Here is an 18,719-nt window from a genome sequence, read left to right as displayed (position 1 = left end):
TTTTTAGTCAACTCTATTTTTATCATTCTGCTTTCTTCTATTACTTTTGCAGCTATGATAATTACAGATACGCATACACATTTATATAGTGATTCCTTTGATGCAGATCGCAGGGAGGTGATTCAGGAGGCAATAGATAATGAAGTCAGAAGATTCTTTATCCCGGCCATAGATTCTGAAACTACACAGAGCATGTATGAGCTGGAGAAAGCATTTCCCGAAAATATCTTTTTAATGATGGGGCTGCACCCAACACATGTGCAAGAAAATTTTGAAGAGGAACTAAAGCATGTGAAATCTGAGCTTGATCGCAGAAAGTTTTATGCGGTTGGTGAGATCGGGATAGACCTTTACTGGGATAAATCTACCCTGGGGATTCAGCAGCAGGCCTTCAAAAAGCAGATACATTTTGCCAAGGAGCTGGGATTGCCTATCGTGATCCACTGCCGGGAAGCTTTCGATGAGATCTTCGAGGTTCTGGAGTCTGAAAAAGATGACAAACTCTTTGGGATCTTTCATTGCTTTACCGGTAACCTGGAGCAGGCAAAAAAAGCCCTTTCCTATAATATGAAACTTGGGATCGGGGGAGTAGTTACCTTTAAAAATGGAGGCATAGATAAATTCCTTAACCAGATCCCGATCGAGGAGCTGGTCCTGGAAACAGATTCTCCTTACCTGGCTCCCAAACCATACCGGGGAAAACGCAATGATCCTGTTTATATTCTTAAAGTGGCTGAAAAGATAGCAGAACTTTATGATCTTCCCCTTGAGAAGGTTGCCGAGATCACTACAAAAAACTCCAAGGAAGTTTTTGGAATTTGAAGCTGTTAAACAGAATTTTTGTTCATTTGTCAAAATAATTTAGAGATAGGTGAAAAATTTTGATGATATAAGATTTTACAGGGATGATGAGGTGAATGCGGCCTTAATGGAATATGCCAGTCACCCTATGGTGAAGGCCCTGCTTCAGTTCACATTTCCTGAGTTAGATTTTAGTGATATTAAGGCCATTCTTAAGGAATGCCATTCCATTGCCGATTTCCAGAACAAGGTGATCTATTTAAGCGTGGAAAAAGTGCTGGAAAGAACCAGCGAAGGTCTTACCGATAATGGCTTTGAGGAACTGGATGCTAAGGAATCCTATTTTTATATTTCAAATCACCGGGATATCATCCTGGACACCTCACTTATTAATTATACGCTTCTTAATCATGACATGGTGATGACCGCTTCGGCCATTGGCGATAATCTGGTGCAAAAACCATTTTTGATGGCTCTTTCAAGGCTTAACAGGAATTTCCTTGTTTTAAGAAATCAGAGTCCGCGGGAGATGCTGAAGAGTTCTATGAAACTTTCAGAATATATCAAACATCTGATGCTTGATGAAAAGCGTTCGGTCTGGATGGCACAAAGAGAGGGGAGAACCAAAGATGGTAACGACTTTACCCAACAAGGCGTGCTTAAGATGATTGGAATGGGCAAGGGGAAAATGGATATCCTGGACTATTTCGCCAAATTAAGAATAGTGCCGGTCGCTATTTCTTATGAATTCGATCCTACAGACATGCTGAAAATGCCAGAGGTGCTGGCGAAAAGGATGAAAGAGGAATATAAGAAATCTGCCAATGAAGATTTCAATAGTATCATGCAGGGCGCCATGGGGCAAAAAGGAAGGATTCAGCTAAATGCATCCCAGCCATTGACCGAAGAAGATTTTGATGCTATCAGGAAAAAGGACCTATCGATAAACGACCAGTTAAAAGAGGTTGCTACCTTAATAGACAATGCTATCTACCGCAATTATAAATTGTGGCCTTCAAACTATATCGCTTATGATCTTCTGAAAAATGAAGATAGGTTTGAGGAACATTATACCGAAAAGGAAAAAAGACAGTTTGATCGTCGTATTAGCAGGAGGGTAGATGTGAAAAATCCGCTTGCGCTGAATAGTTACTTATTAATGTATGCGAATCCTGTGATCAATAAAATGTCTTTGGATGAAGACTAAATCCAGAATACTTTTAATATATACCGGTGGAACCATTGGTATGATCAAGGATTATGACACCGGTGCGTTAAAGGCTTTTAACTTCGACGAGTTGCTTCAGAATATCCCTGAGTTAAAGATCCTGGAACATGAGATAGAAACTTTGAGCTTTGAAGAGCCCATAGATTCTTCAAATATGAATCCGGCATATTGGGAGATGATCGCGGGAACCATTGACGATCATTACGATCTTTATGATGGTTTTGTGGTGCTGCACGGTAGCGATACCATGTCTTACACGGCATCTGCCCTGAGCTTTATGTTCGAGAATTTGACCAAGCCAATCATCTTTACGGGATCCCAGTTACCTATCGGGGACCTTAGAACAGATGCCAAGGAAAACCTGATCACCAGTATACAGATAGCCGGGCTGCGTAAGAACGGCAAGCCGGTGATTTCTGAAGTTGGGCTTTATTTTGAATATAAATTATACCGGGCCAACAGGACCACTAAAGTGAATGCAGAGCATTTTCAGGCTTTTGCTTCCATGAACCATCCTGCCCTGGCCGAATCTGGAGTATATTTGTCGGTAAACTATAAGGCCTTGTGGAAGCCAAACCGGAAACAAAAGACAAAACTGCATACAGGTTTTGATGATGAGGTGCTGGTTTTAAAAATGTTCCCGGGAATAAGTGAAAGTACGGTGGAGTATATTCTTTCAAAACCCAATTTAAAAGGAGTGGTTCTGGAAACTTATGGCAGCGGAAATGCGCCAAATGCATCCTGGTTTTTGGATATACTGGAGAAAAAGATCAAAAACGGATTAAGGGTAGTGAATGTTACCCAGTGTATAGGAGGAAGTGTTTCAATGGGTCAGTATGAGACCAGTGTAGGCCTAAAAAGAATAGGGGTTGTGTCTGGAAAAGACATTACTACAGAGGCGGCAGTCTCTAAATTAATGTATCTTTTAAGCAAGGATCTTTCCCCTAAAGTATTCAGGACTATCTATGAAACTTCCCTAAGAGGAGAGATGTCTTAAATTTTAAGTAATCTTTTTTGATGGAAAGGCAATTTTTTTGTTATTTGCCGCACCAAAACAAACAAACAGAGAGGTGGCCGAGTGGTCGAAGGCGCACGCCTGGAAAGTGTGTATACGTCACAAGCGTATCGAGGGTTCGAATCCCTTCCTCTCTGCTAAGTGTTTTATTAAAAATAATTTATATCTTTAACCCTTTAACTAATTAAATTAAGACAAACAGTAATGAAAAGATTATTTTCTATTTTGGTAATCGCCGCGATTACGGTTCTTGGGGCCTACAATCTACAGGCGGCTAACAGCGCGAATACTTTGCCAGGAACGATTGTGACCTTTGTACAGGATGACGAGGAAGCAGCAGCCGGTGATATGGAAGAAGAAGAGCTTGGTTTTCACCAGGAGCTTAAGAAACGTTTCATCGAAGGTGGTCCTGCCTTTATGGGGATCGTTCTATTGTGTTTAATTCTTGGTCTGGCTATTGCCATTGAGAGAATTATCTTTTTAAACCTATCTACTACTAACACTAAGAAGCTTGCTCAAAATGTTGAGGACGCTCTTAACAGTGGAGGAATCGAGGCAGCTAAGGAAGTTTGTAGAAATACAAAAGGACCTGTTGCTTCTATCTATTATCAAGGTTTAGACAGAGCTGACGAGAGCATCGAAGCTGCTGAAAAAGCAGTTGTTGCTTATGGAGGTGTTCAAATGGGACAGCTTGAGAAAAACGTATCTTGGGTTTCTTTATTTATCGCATTGGCTCCTATGCTTGGGTTCATGGGTACTGTAATCGGGATGATTCAGGCTTTTGACCGTATCGAGGCAGCCGGAGATATGCAGCCATCACTTGTGGCAGGAGGTATTAAAGTAGCACTTCTTACTACAGTATTCGGTTTGATCGTTGCGATTATTCTTCAGATTTTCTACAACTATATCATCGCTAAGATAGATAGTATCGTTAACGATATGGAAGATGCTTCTATCCTACTTATCGATATGTTGGTAGCTTACAAGAATAAAAAACGAATCTAAGACAAAGTAAATTATGACCTTACATAAAATATTAAAATATCTGGCACTCGTTCTTGGTGTGGTAGGTATGATCCTTCTGGGAAGGATTATCGCCACCGGAGACGATGCCATTAAAGCCTCGGCAGACCTTCAGGGGAGTCATTTAGACCCTTATATGTGGATTGCTTATTTGGTTCTAGCTGCTGTTGTAGTACTAGTTGGAATATTTGTGATCGTAGGTTTATTCAGAGGTAATATTAAGAACACTATTATTGCTATTGGATCATTTTTAGTGATCGTGGTTATCGCTTATGCATTAAGTGATGGTACAGCAAAAGAGCTTAAGGACGGTAGTATGCTTTCGGCATCCGGTGATCATTGGGTTGGAGCTGGTTTAATTACCTTCTACATCCTTGCCGGAATAGCTATCGCTGCGATGGTATTCTCTGGAATTAAAAAACTGGCTAAATAATATGGCAAAGAGATCAGCACCGGAAGTTAACGCCGGGTCTATGGCAGACATCGCCTTCTTACTTCTTATCTTTTTCCTGGTAACTACTACCATCGAAACAGATAGCGGGATAAGCAGGAAGTTACCGCCATGGCAACCTGAAGACGTTGAGCCTCCGGTCATTAAACAACGTAACATCTTTACGGTTCTGGTGAACAGTAATAACCAGTTACTTGTAGAAGATGAAGAGATGGAGCTTTCTGAACTTCGCGAGGCAGCTGTAGAGTTTTTGGATAATGGAGGTGGTACTGGTGATGAAGCTTGTAGCTTTTGCCAGGGAGCCAAAGATCCTAACTCTTCGGTAAATCCTCAGAAAGCCATTATTTCACTGGTGAATAACCGTGGAACCGAATACGGTACCTACATCGCCGTGCAGAACGAACTTGTGGCCGCTTATAACGAGCTGCGTGACCGTGAGGCACAAAGAATGTATGGAATGAGCTTTACTCAAATGGAAAAGAATTATAACGATCCTAACTATAATGGCGATAAAGATGCCCTTAAAGAAAAGATCGATGTAATTACAGATATGATTCCACAGAAGTTATCTGAAGCTGAACCGACAAGCTAGAGCTATTAATAAACGAAAACGACTTTAATTATGTCTAAATTTAAAAAGAAGAAGTCTGGAGATTTGCCTGCGATTAGTACGGCATCTTTACCTGATATCGTTTTTATGCTCTTATTTTTCTTTATGGTGGCAACAGTAATGCGTCAGAACACTCTGATGATCGAAAACAAATTACCGTTCGCAGACCAAGTTGAGAAACTTGACAAGAAAGATTTGATCATGTATATCTATGCAGGGAAACCAAGCAAGAGATACCAGGCTCAATATGGAACAGAAGCACGTATTCAGTTAAATGATAAATTTGCAAGTGTTGAAGAAGTACAGCAGTTTATTTATTCTGAAAGAGAGTCTAAAAGAGAGGAATTAATTCCTTATCTAACCACTGCCTTAAAGGTAGATGAAGAGACTAACATGGGGCTTGTTTCAGATATTAAACAAGAATTGAGAAAAGCAGAAGCACTTAAGATCAACTATACAACTGTAGTTGGTGACGCTATGCAGAACGTTGAATAATCTTTTCAATTTAATTATAGAAAGCATCCTGTTTGGGTTTAACCAGACAGGATGTTTTTTTATATTTAAACATTACATTTAATAACTTGAATGAAGACTGGTAAAGTTATCTTATGGTTCTTTTGTTTCTTACCCCTGTCTTCCTTTGCCCAGGAGGAAAAGGAGGCGGCTAGGATTCCAGATACCGTTCCCTTTAGCATAGATAGCCTTTACCGCGAAGATCAGTTCTATGCTGGTTTTCATTTCAACCTCATTACCGATAGACCATCCAGTATTTCCCAGGAAAGCTTTTCCGGGGGGCTTGATGTTGGTTTTATCCGGGATTTCCCATTGAACGAGAGAAGGAATGTGGCTCTCGGGATTGGCCTTGGCTGGTCCATTAATACCTATGGTCAGAACCTATTCATCAGTGAGGATTCAGAAGGCAATGGTGTTTTTGAAAGCCTTGATGGCGATGCCAATTATTCTACCAACAGGTTCACCACTCAGCTCATTGAGGCTCCGGTGGAATTCAGATGGCGTACCTCGACTCCTGAGACCTATAAATTTTGGCGTATCTATACGGGGATGAAGCTCGGATATGTCTATCACTTTAGAAGCCGTTACAGGGATGATGATCGGGAGATCATTGTGAACCGCCTTTCCGACTTGGATCGGTTAAGGCTTGGGGCAACATTTACCTTTGGCTATAATACCTTCAATTTCCAGTTCTATTATGCTTTGAATCCATTTTTTCAGAATGCTGAAGTAGATGGAGAACCGGTAGATCTCTCTACCCTGAAAATAGGTCTGACATTCTATATTCTGTAAACCATAGGCTGAAAACCATCGCCTGGGGAACAAGACCCGTTAGAAAGCCAAGAAACAATTCCTGTTTATTATGTGCCTTGTAGTATAAGCGCGAGGAAGCTGTCAATCCTGTGGCTATGATCAGGAAACTTATCGTGTAGATGAAGTACAGGTGGAAATAGGTGCAGAATGCGATCACGAACATCAGCAATCCTGCCATGCCTACCATATGTAAGCTTATCTTAATATTGAAAATGGTGAAAATATACCCTAATACTGAAGAGATGAGAATTCCTACGAAATAATAGAACAGACCGGGATAATTATAGATATTAAGCACCTGGTTTAACACCATTAGACTAAGAAGGATAAAGAAGAACAAGGGCCATTTTCGCTCCTGCACATTCTCTAGAAAGATCGTACCTGCCTTCCCCAGGTTCTTTAGCAGGAAATAGAATACGATCGGGATAAATATGGTAATGATGGCTATGGCCAGTAATTTTGCTTTAATGATCTCCTGAGGGAAGAATCTTGGGGTGAAAAGGAAATAGAAAAGACTGCCGGCCAATGGCATCCACAATGGATGAAACAAGTAGGAGGCAAGCTTAAGTAGTACTTTCATTAAATTTCTTTACGTAACCGGGCTACCGGGATATCTAACTGTTCCCTGTACTTGGCCACCGTTCTCCTTGCGATCGGGTAACCTTTATCCTTTAAAACCTTTGCAAGCTTTTCATCTGTGAGGGGTTTCCTTTTATCCTCTTCTTCAATAGACATTTCAAGGATCTTTTTGATCTCCCTGGTAGATACGTCTTCACCCTGGTCGTTCTTCATAGATTCTGAAAAGAACTCTTTGATAAGCTTGGTTCCGTAGGGCGTGTCCACATACTTAGAATTTGCCACACGCGAAACGGTGGAAACGTCCATTTCTATCTCATCGGCAATGTCCTTAAGGATCATGGGTCTTAAATTACGCTCATCCCCGGTGAGAAAATACTCTTTCTGGTAGTTCATGATTGAGCTCATGGTGACCATTAGGGTCTGTTGTCTCTGCTTGATGGCCTCGATGAACCATTTTGCCGCGTCCAGCTTCTGTTTGATGAACATCACCGCGTCTTTCTGTGCCTTGGTCTTTTCCTTGGACTCCTTATAGCCCTTCAGCATATTGTTGTAATCCCTGGAGATATGCATTTCTGGAGCATTTCTTCCGTTAAGGGTAAGCTGAAGCTCCCCGTCCTCTATCTTAATCGTAAAATCGGGGATCACATGTTCTACCATGCGGGTGTTGCCCGAATAGGCTCCTCCCGGTTTTGGGTTCAAATGTTCTATTACATCTATCGCGTCCCTTAATTCATCTTCTGAAATATCATGGCGTGAAAGCAGTTTCTTGTAATGCTTCTTGCTGAAATGATCAAAAGACCTTTCCAGTATATCTTTTGCCAGCTCCACGGCTTTGGTTGCTTCCCTTCGATTCAGCTGGATGATAAGACATTCTTCCAGGCTTCTGGCACCTACACCTGCCGGGTCCAGCCGCTGTACTTTCTGTAATACCTTTTCAACCTTCTCCTCGTCTGTATAGATGTTCTGGGTGAAGGCCAGGTCATCGACGATATCCTGTATGCTCCTTCTTATGTATCCGCTTTCGTCCACGCTACCCACCAGGAATTCTGCGATCTCCTCTTCGGTCTCGTCCAGGCGAATAGTGCTTAACTGTGTTTTCAAGTGCTGGGTAAAAGAAGTTCCCGCGGCATAAGGCACCTGCTTGTCATCGTCATCGGGACTGTAATTGTTCGCGTTTAGACGATAACTTGGTATTTCATCGTCACTAAGATACTCGTCAACGTCTATCTCAGTTTCTATGGTCTCATTATCATAATCGTCCTCAGATGAATTGTCATTCACCAGGTCGTCGTATTCATCTATCCTCTCTTCCTTTCCATCTTCCAGCGCAGGGTTTTCTTCCAGCTCCTGCTTGATCCTCTGTTCAAATGCCTGGGTAGGTAATTGAATGAGTTTCATAAGCTGTATCTGCTGCGGAGATAGCTTTTGAGATAATTTGAGATTTAATTGTTGCTTTAGCATAAAAATCTTGCTTCTCTAACAAAAATAAGGAAAATACGAGCCATACTCGCTTTGGCACAGCTTATGTTTGTGGTAAAATTTTGTTAACGCAGCCTGTAATTACGCAGGTTCCTGAACCTTTTTGGCAATTTTATGCTGAAGTTCATTTCCTCATTTTTTAAAGGATGAACAAAACTTATCCCACCGGCAAACAGAAAGAGGTTCTTGTTCCTGAAAAAGCTGTTTTCCTGCTGCCCGTAAATTTCATCACCTACGATCGCGGTCTTATTTCTGCTTAAATGAATTCTAATTTGATGTGTTCTTCCTGTTAACGGATTTACTTCTGCCAGCGTATACAGATCTGAATTTATTTTATAGAATTCTTTCGGTCGAATATGCGTTATCGCAGGCTTAGCTTCAATAGGTGAGTTTATAGTACTGTGACCGGAGATCTCGCCATTTACCACTGCGTAATAGGTTTTCTGAATTTTCTTTTCTGCAAAACCCTGCTGAAGCTTTATAAGTGTATTCCTGGTTTTCGCGCACAGCAGTATGCCTGCAGTAGGGCTGTCCAGCCGGTGCGCCGGTAGAGGATAGTGCAGGGCATCAGGTTCATTCGATCTGATAAGGTTATGAGGCAAGGCGTTTTCTATACTTTTAAAGAAATTACCGCTGGTAGGATAGCCTGCTGGCTTGTGGATCACCGCAAGGTATTCATCCTCATAAAGTACCTCCAGGTCCAGGCGGTATATTTTCTTGTCCTGGATATCTGGCTCGAGAAGCTGTATCTTCTGGCCTTCTTTAATCCAGCTGGCTGTAGAAGCCTTTTGTCCATCTATAAGAAGCAAACCCTTTTTGATTGCCTTCTTCAGGCTGCTGCGGGTTTGGATTGTAGTGAAGATAGAAACCGCATATTCCTGCAATCTTATTTCTTTTGAGATTGCAGGAACTATATGCGTTTCTTGTATTTTCAAGTAATTAAAATTCTGCGTTTTGCGGAGTTCTAGGGAAAGGGATCACATCTCTGATATTGCCCATTCCTGTAGTGAATTGTACCAGCCTTTCAAAGCCTAGTCCAAAACCACTGTGTACACAAGTACCGAATTTCCGGGTATCCAGGTACCACCAAAGCTCTTCTTCAGGGATATTAAGCTCGGCCATCTTTTCTTTAAGTACGTCCAGGCGTTCCTCACGCTGACTTCCTCCTACGATCTCTCCAATCCCGGGGAAAAGTATGTCCATAGCTCTTACGGTCTTTCCGTCCTCGTTCAGCCTCATATAGAAAGCCTTGATATTGGCAGGGTAATCGAAAAGGATGACCGGGCACTTAAAGTGCTTTTCTACCAGGTATCTTTCGTGTTCACTTTGAAGATCGGCACCCCATTCTTCAATGATATAGTTGAATTTCTTCTTCTTGTTAGGTTTTGAGTTCTTAAGAATCTCGATGGCCTCGGTATAGCTTACTCTTTTGAAGTTATTGTCCAGTACGAAATTCAGCTTCTCTAGAAGGGTCATTTCGCTCCGCTCGGCCTTTGGCTTAAGCTTGTCTTCATTTTCCTGTCTTTCAGCAAGGAATTCAAGATCTTCTTTACAATTTTCCAGTACGTACTTCAGGACGAATTTGATGAAATCTTCTGCCAGGTCCATATTTCCGTCAAGGTCACAAAATGCAACCTCGGGCTCTATCATCCAGAATTCAGCTAAATGCCTGGAGGTATTGGAATTTTCAGCTCTGAAGGTTGGACCAAACGTATAAACCTGCCCAAGCCCCAGGGCAAAAGTTTCAGCTTCCAGCTGCCCAGAAACGGTAAGGTTTGTTTCCTTTCCGAAGAAATCTTCCTTGTAATTTATGCTGCCATCCTCGTTTTTTGGAGGGTTCTTAAGATCCAGGTTGGTCACCTTGAACATTTCTCCGGCTCCTTCGGCGTCACTGCCGGTGATAATTGGGGTATTCACATAGTAGAAGTTCCTGTCCTGAAAATATTTATGAACAGCAAAAGACAGCCTGCTTCTCACACGCATTACCGCTCCAAAAGTATTGGTGCGCACGCGCAGGTGAGCCTGTTCGCGAAGCTTCTCCATGCTGTGTTTCTTGGGAGAAAGAATGGTTAATTTAACCTCTTCAGGGTTGGCATCTCCAAGGATCTCAATTTCATTAACTTCAATTTCCACACGCTGCTGGCTCCCTTGGCTCTCCTTGAGAGTACCTTTTACAGAGATGGCCGCACCCACATTTATCCTTTTGATGATCTCCTCATCTGTATTTTCAAAATCGATTACACACTGAAGGTTTTTTAATCCAGAACCATCATTAAGGGCGATAAATCTATTGCTCCTGAAAGAGCGTACCCAACCTTTCACATGGTGTTCCTGTAAAAACTGATCGCTTTCCAGTATTTCAGCGATTTTTGCTTGTATCATTTAGTTGAAATTTAGAAAAAACAAAGATAGTTTTTAGCCTGAAGCTTAGCAAGCAGGCCATTTTATTAACGTTTTTAATTCTTTTGTCCGTTTGAATTATACTCCTGCTCGTCTTCTTCAGATTCAATAATATTCATGGCCGGTTCTTTTAGGACCTCCTTATTCGCGATACTTCTTTCCAAAGAAAGCAGTAGGGAAGGCAATAGTAAAAGATTGGCCAGCATAGCGAAAAGCAGGGTAGCCGAGACCAGTCCTCCAAGAGCGACGGTTCCACCAAAGCTGCTTATCATAAAAACGGAGAAGCCGAAGAAAAGCACGATGGAAGTATAGAACATACTCACCCCGGTCTCTCTCAAGGAGGCATAGACTGAGCGCTTGATCTTCCAGTTATTCGCTTTAAGTTCCTGGCGATATTTGGCCAGGAAGTGAATAGTGTCGTCTACAGAGATCCCGAAAGCGATGCTAAACACCAGGATGGTGGAAGGCTTAATGGGAACACCCAAAAATCCCATGACGCCGGCGGTAACCAGTAGCGGCAATAAGTTTGGAACCAGGGAGATCACGATCATCCTGAAACTCCTGAACATCCAGGCCATAAGTATGGCGATCAAGAGTATGGCCAGACCCAGGGAAATAATCAGGTTCTTGACCAGGTAATTGGTTCCTTTCTGGAATAGCAGTGCCTTTCCAGTAATGGTGATATCATACCTGTCTTCAGGGAAAATCTTCTGGATCTGTGGCAGGAGGTCATTCTCGATCTCCTCCATTTTTTCGGTGCCCACGTCTTTCATAAAGGTGGTGATCCTCGCGTATTGCCCGGTAGAATCTACGTAAGACTGCATAATGCCTTCGTTGGAAGAAAGGCTCTTTGCATAGGGCATGATGAAATTTCGCTCCTGAGAACTTGGTAACTGATAATATTTCGGATTGCCGTTATAATAAGCCTGCTTGGAGTATTTCACCAGTCGGTTCACCGAAAGAGGCTTGGAAAGCTCCGGAATGTCCTGAATGAACTGCTCCAGCTCGTCCATTCTTTTTAATGTTGAGAGTTTCATTACTCCCTTTGGTCTTTTGGTATCTATCAGTATCTCTAAAGGCATCACCCCGTCGAACTCGCTTTCAAAGAATTTCACATCCTTGTAGAAAGTGGTGTTCTTCGGCATGTCTTCCAGGATACTTCCGGAGATCTTGATGGTATAGATCCCGATAATGCTCGCTACGAGAAGTACGATAGAAGAAATATAGATAGCGATACGGTGGTTGCGGACCATATTTTCCATCCAGTCCACGAATCCACCAATCCATTTTTTGGTGAGGTGTTTCAGGTGCCTGTCCTTGGGCGGTTTCAGGTAACTGTAAATAATTGGGATTATCAACAGGCTCAAAACAAAGATGGCGATAATGTTGATAGAGGCTACCACCCCGAATTCCCTGAGTAGCTGGCTATCTGTAAGTATAAAGGTTGCGAAACCTGAAGCGGTGGTTAGGTTGGTCATTAAGGTAGCGTTCCCGACCTTGGTGATCACCCTTTGTAGTGATTTTGCCTGATTTCCGTGTTTTTTGATCTCCTGCTGGTATTTGTTGATCAGGAAGATACAGTTGGGAATCCCGATCACGATGATCAGCGGTGGGATCAACGCGGTTAAAATGGTGATCTCGTAATGCAACAATCCTATGACTCCAAAGGCCCACATCACCCCGATGCATACCGTGAACATGGAAATGAAGGTCGCTCTGATGGAGCGGAAAAAGAAAAAGAAGATAAGCGAGGTTACCATTAGTGCCGCCAGAATAAACAGGCCTATCTCATCTACAATGTTCTGTGCATTCAGGGTGCGGATATAGGGCATCCCGGAAACACGAACGTCTATATCGTATTTTTCTTCGAATTCCTGGATAAGCGGATCCAGTTCTTCCAGTACAAAGATCTTCCGGGCCTTGGTGTTCACCAGTTCCTTGTTCAGGTAAAGTGCAGACTGTATGGTATTGGAGTGAGAACTGTAAACCAGGTTCTCATAAAAAGGCAGCTCTGTAAAAAGCTTGTTTTCGAACTCTTCAAGTTCAGAACTGTCTGGTTCTTCCTGTTCCAGGGCAGGGACCATTTCGAAGCGTTTGGGGTCTTCAAATTTCTTTAATTCCTTCAGGCTTGCCGGAGAAATGATATGGTCAACTTCCGGATATTCGGTGAGTTTTTTGGTAAGCTTATTCCATGCATTGAACTTTTCAGGAGTAAAAAGAGCAGAATCCTGTACTCCCAGCAGGATAAGATTTCCTTCTTCCCCGAATTTATTCAGGAAGTCGTTGTAGCTGATGTTCACGGGGTGATCATCTGGCATCAGGTTAGCTTCCGTATAAGAAAAACGCATGTTCTTCCACTGCGTAGAAAGCAGGAAAGTGGCTATAGCGATTATAACTATAATGGTGATCCTATTTCTCAGAATAAGTCGGGCGATGGAGTTCCAAAATCCAAAGCTGAAAATCTTATGCATGGCTGTGTTTTAGCGGCGCAAAGGTAGAAAAAAGCTGACTTAATTGGTTCGTATTAAAGGATTAATCTTCCAACAATTAAAGCTGCAACTGCAGCGTGAATTTAAAGGCGAAATTCTTTTTGAATGTGTCCAGGTGATAAGCGCCATACCTGTAGGCGGCCCCAAGACCAAAACCGGCAAGAATCTTATTGAGCTCTATCCCGGCCTCAGAATACCCATGGTTAAGAGTGTCGAAACTTATGTTCTGATGTTTATTCTGGTTGTCGAAATCACCAATGGCAAACCTCGAAATAAAGACCATTTCTGGCTGAAAGCTTTTAGAGATGAGGAAAGGCCTGAGCTGATGCCTGATATGCAGGCTGGCCTGGCGCTCGCTGAAGAACTCGTTAAAATACATGGTCTCGAAACTGTTTCTGCCCGCAATGGAAAACCTTCTTAAAACATTCTCCCTATCCGGATTATTGGGATTGGCATGGAAAGCATGGGTAAGCGGAAGGTCCCCAAAACCATAATTCCCTTCCAGGATGAATTCTGTCCGGGACCGGTCCAGGTTCCTTATCTCATGTTCGGCCTTTAGGCCTATTCGGGTAAAGCTGAAATCCCCGCCAAAGGCTGAGATCGCCTGTTCGATCTGTCCCGTGAACTGGGGAAAGTTCTTTTCCAGAACTATATTACTCTCCGGGGTGGTTAAAAACCTGGAAAATGGCCTCCATAAAAATGAAAGGGTAATACTGGAAAGATTATAATTCGTGAATTCTTTCCCATCATGCAGGTAGCTGTAATCCCTGATCTGCCATATCTCTTGCCGGCCCACCTGTATTTCAGCGTTCAGCTTTGGGGTGATCCTGTGTTCGATGCCTGCATAAAACCTTTTGTAATTATACAGGAAGTTAATGTTTACAAACCTTGGTTCGAGAATAGCAAAGGTGTTCTGTCCTTTTAAATAATAAAAGGAGGCAGTTTCCTGTATATCGCGGCTTACCGAAAAAAGCAGGTTGGTGCCCGTGGCCTTGTTCAGGTAGATCTTGGAGCCGATCCCGTATTTTTGTACCTCGTCCTTAAAGCCATAGGTGGTGTAGCCATTCAGGCTGAAATCGTCGGAAAACCTGTCGTTGGTCCTGCCTCCAACGCCCAGGCGAATACCTTCGTAATTACTGAACTTAAAAATCTTGCTAAGATCGAGGTCCCAGAATCCAATGGGGTAATGACCAACCGCGATGGCATTTTTCACCTCGATCTTTCTTCGCACATTACCGGCCTCGATCAGGCTGTCTACTTTTGCGCTGGTAGCCTCATCCCGTGCAGAGAATTCAATCTTTCGGTTTTCCTGCCAGAACTCCGAATCTCTTTTAATAGCTTCGGGATTCACGTAGATCTCGGCCCCGGGCTTTTCGATCTTTCCTGTATAATCAAGCTCGATGTCAAAGGTCCTGCTGACGGAGTTCAGGTATAGGTCTCGGGATACATCAGCTGATCCAAAGATCACTCCTAGCACGCCTTTCTTTTGCTGTACAGTACCCAGGCCTATGGTGCCTCCAAAAACAGCGATCTCTTTTCCTCCTGAGCCCGGCCTTATTTTGGTGGTTTGTTCCGAAGGGAACCATAGCTCTTTTTCAGGATGATATTCGTAATTATGGTTTACTTCCAGTCTTATGGCGCCCAGTAGCTGGGCCTTAGCTTTTTGAATGGCAAAAGAAGTGGTATCCAGGTAAAGAACTCCTTCCAGGCCTGCCACAACCATTTCACGCCTGGGTTTAAAATATATCACGTAGGCAGGCCTTTTCGTAGAAGTAGTGTCCAGGATCTTGTACTCGTAGTTCTTAAATGCCTCGTTACCAAGGGGTCCGGCATAATCTGTCTTGTACAGCTTGTATTTGTTCTTGTAGAGGGAAAGCGGATTCACATCCATAGCCAGAACGTTGTAGACCGGTTCTTCAAAGCCCGCTGTTTCCAGGCCGATCACTTTCTCCTTTCGGCCATTCTTTTTGGTGTAAAAATGTTCTGAAACCTTTTCTGAAAGATAGCCGCGTCCCTGGTTGATAATGGTTTCCATGGTCGCCGAGGTGGAATCGGCCTGCATTTGCATGCCCCCGTTCTCGTTATCTATGATGAATTTGGAATAGGATCTATACCTGAATCCGTTTAAAGCGATTTCCGGATCATTTTTCTCCCGGTTTCTAATAGCTTTTTCAATAATGATATTTGCGAGCTTGCGTCCATCAGAAATATTGACCGTTTGCAGCTGCTCATAATTGGGACGCATCCCAATCTGTAGATACCTGGTGTCCCGGCTTACCTCCGTTCGTATAGTTTTAAAGCCTATGTATGATATTTGAAGACTGTCCTTTTCCTTGTCCAGTTGAATTTCAAAACTCCCGTCGATATTGCTCAGCAACTGTATGTCATTTCCTAGCTGGATCTTAGCATAAGCCAATGGTTCCCGGGTATCCTTATTGATCACCCTGCCAGGGATACGGGTCTGGGCCAGTAAACTAAAATTGCATAAAAATAAAAATACCAGGAAATAAAAGCGCATAGGTCTGGCTGGGGATTTGGGCCTGTTATAAAATAAAAAATGCCGGGTCAAATCTGAGCTCTTTCAGACCTAAACCGGCAAATTTATGTAGGTTGGAGAACATTAAACGGTCATGATCTCCTTTTCTTTTACCTCAAGGATCTTGTCGATTCTTTCAATATAAGTATTGGTAAGCTCCTGTACCTCGTCTTCAGAAGTTTTTAAAAGATCTTCAGAGATATCAAGTTTCTTTAATTCCTGCATCGCCTGCTTCCTGTCATTACGAATACCTACTTTGGCGTCTTCAGCTTCAGCCTTTGCCTGTTTAGAAAGTTGTTTTCTTCGCTCTTCTGTAAGTGGCGGAACGTTGATGATCACACTTTCTCCATTATTCATAGGATTAAAGCCAAGGTTTGCCATCATGATACCTTTTTCGATCTCCTGAATAAGGCTTTTTTCGAATGGCTGGATAGAAAGGGTTCGGGCATCTGGGGTATTCACGTTCGCTACCTGCTGCAGCGGGGTTTGAGAACCGTAGTACTCTACCATTACGCTCCCAAGCATACTTGGGTTCGCCTTTCCGGCGCGAATATTAGAAAGTTGTTTTTTAAGATGCGCAATGGCCTTTTCCATTCCTTCCTTTGCTTCTTCTAGAATAAATTCAACTTCATCCATTTTAAAATAATTTACTGGTTCAGATTTATAAGTTCACTTTGGTTCCAACACGTTCTCCGGTCGCTACTTTCAGCAGATTGCCCGGTTTGTTCATATCGAAAACAATAATTGGTAATTCGTTTTCCTGGCTCAAAGTAAAAGCAGTGGTATCCATTACTTTCAGGCCTTTCTTGATCACATCTTCAAATGTAATAAAATCGAATTTAGTCGCCTCTTTATCCTTTTCAGGATCTGAAGTATAGATCCCGTCTACACGGGTTCCCTTCAAAATGACGTCTGCCTTGATTTCAATGGCCCTAAGTACGGCAGCAGAATCTGTAGTGAAATAAGGGTTCCCGGTTCCACCACCAAAGATTACTACCCTGCCTTTTTCAAGGTGCCTTATCGCTTTTCTACGGATAAAAGGCTCAGCTACCTCGTTGATCTTGATAGCTGACTGAAGTCTGGTCTGGATATTAGCGTCTTCCAGAGCACTTTGTAAAGCAAGTCCATTGATTACCGTTGCCAGCATTCCCATATGATCTCCCTGCACTCTGTCCATCCCGCGGCTTGCACCGGCAACCCCGCGAAAAATGTTACCTCCACCAATAACTATGGCCAGTTCAACACCTTTATTTACTACCGATTGAATTTCTTCTGCATATTCTGCCAATCGCTCCGGGTCAATGCCATATTGGCGGTTTCCCATCAAAGCTTCTCCCGATAGTTTTAAAAGTATTCTTTTGTATTGCATAGCTGATTTTTGTTAATCGTTGCAAATATAGCTAATATCTGAATTTGTGAAATATAAAGCCATTATTTTGAAAAGGATTAGGATGCTTTTAATATTAATTAACGGCTCGTGCCTGTCAGCTCGCATAATATAAGAAAGCTGTGGCCAGATTTTTGATATATTTGAATCTCATAAACAGTAAAAACGTTTTCACCTATGATGGGATATTATATAATTGCCGGTCTTATCTTTTTGGTAAGCATGTATGTAAGTAACAGGCTTAAAAGTAAATTCAAGAAATATTCGAAAGTTCATTTGCAGAATGGAATGAGCGGGAAGGAGATCGCAGAGAAGATGCTCAGGGATAACGGGATCACAGATGTAAAGGTGATCTCTACCCCGGGAATGCTTTCAGATCATTACAATCCTTCAAAAAAGACAGTGAACCTTAGTGAAGGGGTGTATTCTCAAAGAAATGCGGCCGCTGCAGCTGTGGCTGCCCACGAATGTGGTCACGCCGTGCAGCACGCCAGGGCTTACAGCTGGCTGCAAATGAGAAGCAAACTGGTACCTGTGGTTAGTGTTGCCTCAAAATTATCGCAGTGGGCCATCTTTGGTGGTCTTATATTAATGACCATGGTTGGGGTAGGAGTAGGACAAACCGTGCTCCTGATAGGAATCATTATGTATGCGATGGGAACCTTATTCAGTTTTATTACCCTGCCGGTAGAATACGATGCTAGTAAAAGAGCTTTGGTATGGCTGGAGAATGAGAATATGTTAACCAGTGCCGAGCATGATGCGGCTGAAGACTCTTTGAAATGGGCTGCACGTACTTACGTGGTAGCCGCAGTAGGTTCATTAGCAACCCTGCTATATTTCATCGGTATCTTTATGGGAAGAGACTAATCTGAATTTCATAAAATAAAAAAGGCTGCTCAAAAAGCAGCCTTTTTTATTGTCTATATCTTTATTTGCCGGTCGATCTGCTGGTTAAGGGAGATGAAGGTCTCTGTCCTGGAAACACCATCTATTGCCTGTATGTTCTTATTAAGAACATGCATTAGGTGTTCGTTATCCCGGCAGAGGATCTTCAGGAAAATAGACCAGTTCCCGGTGGTGTAATGACATTCTATAACTTCAGGAATTTCGCTAAGCTGCTTCACTGCCTGAGGGTTGCTTACCGCCTTATCCAGGTAGATCCCTACAAAGGCCATGGTCTTATAACCCAGTAGCCGGGCGTCAAGCATCATTCGCGAGCCTTCGATCAAGCCAGATTTTTCCAGTTTTCTAAGTCTTTGATGAACAGCCGCCCCGGTGATGCCTATATTTTTGGCGATCTCCAGGATCGGTTTTTTCGCGTCCTTCATCAAATGATTAAGAATGGTCTTATCAATTCCGTCAAGCTTAACATTGTCATTGACTATTTTCATC

The 18,719-nt window shown here is 42.7% G+C and carries 18 protein-coding genes and 1 tRNA gene; 10 read left to right on the top strand and 9 right to left on the bottom strand.

The genetic code is table 11. From position 1 onward, the window contains the following. The first annotated feature begins 54 nt into the window (after positions 1-54). The 9 genes from FLP08_RS06805 (at position 55) to FLP08_RS06765 (ending at position 6,433) form a co-directional block, all read left to right on the top strand. A complete protein-coding gene (locus FLP08_RS06805; RefSeq protein WP_156275292.1) occupies positions 55-822 on the top strand; it encodes a TatD family hydrolase in 768 nt (255 codons plus the stop codon). A 49-nt stretch (positions 823-871) separates the two neighbouring features. After that, complete coding sequence (locus FLP08_RS06800) at positions 872-2,008, top strand: 1-acyl-sn-glycerol-3-phosphate acyltransferase (RefSeq protein WP_162430964.1); 1,137 nt, start codon at positions 872-874, stop codon at positions 2,006-2,008. Next, the gene (locus tag FLP08_RS06795) at positions 1,998-3,026 is read left to right on the top strand and encodes an asparaginase (protein WP_156275290.1); all 1,029 of its coding nucleotides are present in this window, start codon (positions 1,998-2,000) and stop codon (positions 3,024-3,026) included. The genes FLP08_RS06800 and FLP08_RS06795 overlap by 11 nt, the downstream gene beginning before the upstream one ends. Before the next feature lie 67 nt (positions 3,027-3,093). Next, positions 3,094-3,181, top strand: a tRNA-Ser gene (locus FLP08_RS06790). A gap of 67 nt (positions 3,182-3,248) precedes the next feature. Beyond that, positions 3,249-4,049, top strand: coding sequence for a MotA/TolQ/ExbB proton channel family protein (locus FLP08_RS06785; protein ID WP_156275289.1), 801 nt, complete (start codon positions 3,249-3,251; stop codon positions 4,047-4,049). Between the two features lie 13 nt (positions 4,050-4,062). Next, complete coding sequence (locus tag FLP08_RS06780) at positions 4,063-4,500, top strand: hypothetical protein (protein ID WP_156275288.1); 438 nt, start codon at positions 4,063-4,065, stop codon at positions 4,498-4,500. A gap of 1 nt (position 4,501) precedes the next feature. Next, positions 4,502-5,110, top strand: a complete 609-nt coding sequence (locus FLP08_RS06775; protein ID WP_156275286.1) for an ExbD/TolR family protein — start codon at positions 4,502-4,504, stop codon at positions 5,108-5,110. 30 nt (positions 5,111-5,140) lie between these two features. Then, on the top strand, positions 5,141-5,623 hold the full coding sequence (locus tag FLP08_RS06770) for an ExbD/TolR family protein (protein WP_156275284.1): 483 nt from the start codon (positions 5,141-5,143) through the stop codon (positions 5,621-5,623). 90 nt (positions 5,624-5,713) lie between these two features. Then, the gene (locus tag FLP08_RS06765) at positions 5,714-6,433 is read left to right on the top strand and encodes a porin family protein (RefSeq protein WP_156275282.1); all 720 of its coding nucleotides are present in this window, start codon (positions 5,714-5,716) and stop codon (positions 6,431-6,433) included. On the opposite strand, the gene FLP08_RS06760 is transcribed toward FLP08_RS06765, so the two are convergent. The 8 genes from FLP08_RS06760 to pyrH all read right to left on the bottom strand — a co-directional run bounded on the left by FLP08_RS06760 (position 6,396) and on the right by pyrH (position 17,306). After that, on the bottom strand, positions 6,396-7,034 hold the full coding sequence (locus FLP08_RS06760; RefSeq protein WP_156275280.1) for a hypothetical protein: 639 nt from the start codon (positions 7,032-7,034) through the stop codon (positions 6,396-6,398). The two genes, FLP08_RS06765 and FLP08_RS06760, sit on opposite strands and share 38 nt — an antisense overlap. Beyond that, positions 7,034-8,494: an RNA polymerase factor sigma-54 gene (gene rpoN / locus FLP08_RS06755; protein ID WP_156275278.1), complete on the bottom strand. Its 1,461-nt coding sequence runs from the start codon at positions 8,492-8,494 to the stop codon at positions 7,034-7,036. The genes FLP08_RS06760 and rpoN overlap by 1 nt, the downstream gene beginning before the upstream one ends. An 83-nt stretch (positions 8,495-8,577) precedes the next feature. Next, positions 8,578-9,447 (bottom strand): RluA family pseudouridine synthase, encoded by an 870-nt coding sequence (locus tag FLP08_RS06750; RefSeq protein WP_156275276.1) that lies wholly within the window; start codon positions 9,445-9,447, stop codon positions 8,578-8,580. A gap of 4 nt (positions 9,448-9,451) precedes the next feature. Continuing rightward, positions 9,452-10,894, bottom strand: a complete 1,443-nt coding sequence (asnS, locus tag FLP08_RS06745; RefSeq protein WP_156275274.1) for an asparagine--tRNA ligase — start codon at positions 10,892-10,894, stop codon at positions 9,452-9,454. Positions 10,895-10,968: 74 nt separating this feature from the next. After that, complete coding sequence (locus tag FLP08_RS06740; protein ID WP_156275272.1) at positions 10,969-13,383, bottom strand: efflux RND transporter permease subunit; 2,415 nt, start codon at positions 13,381-13,383, stop codon at positions 10,969-10,971. Between the two features lie 76 nt (positions 13,384-13,459). After that, a complete protein-coding gene (locus FLP08_RS06735; protein WP_156275270.1) occupies positions 13,460-15,919 on the bottom strand; it encodes a DUF5686 family protein in 2,460 nt (819 codons plus the stop codon). A 102-nt stretch (positions 15,920-16,021) separates the two neighbouring features. Then, complete coding sequence (gene frr, locus FLP08_RS06730; protein WP_156275268.1) at positions 16,022-16,573, bottom strand: ribosome recycling factor; 552 nt, start codon at positions 16,571-16,573, stop codon at positions 16,022-16,024. 25 nt (positions 16,574-16,598) lie between these two features. Then, positions 16,599-17,306 carry a UMP kinase gene (pyrH, locus tag FLP08_RS06725; RefSeq protein ID WP_156275266.1) on the bottom strand — a complete coding sequence of 236 codons (708 nt, stop codon included), beginning with the start codon at positions 17,304-17,306 and terminating at the stop codon, positions 16,599-16,601. 195 nt (positions 17,307-17,501) lie between these two features. On the opposite strand from pyrH, the gene FLP08_RS06720 reads away from it, so the two are divergent. Then, complete coding sequence (locus FLP08_RS06720; protein ID WP_156275264.1) at positions 17,502-18,194, top strand: zinc metallopeptidase; 693 nt, start codon at positions 17,502-17,504, stop codon at positions 18,192-18,194. A gap of 53 nt (positions 18,195-18,247) precedes the next feature. Here FLP08_RS06720 and FLP08_RS06715 read toward each other — a convergent pair whose 3' ends face one another. Next, positions 18,248-18,718: an Lrp/AsnC ligand binding domain-containing protein gene (locus FLP08_RS06715; RefSeq protein WP_156275262.1), complete on the bottom strand. Its 471-nt coding sequence runs from the start codon at positions 18,716-18,718 to the stop codon at positions 18,248-18,250. Position 18,719 lies beyond the last annotated feature (1 nt).

Origin of the sequence: Christiangramia aestuarii, from assembly GCF_009735585.1 — a bacterium.
Taxonomy (GTDB): domain Bacteria; phylum Bacteroidota; class Bacteroidia; order Flavobacteriales; family Flavobacteriaceae; genus Christiangramia; species Christiangramia aestuarii.
Note: the sequence above shows the minus strand (reverse complement) of the source record. Positions and strands in the feature narration are given on the sequence as shown.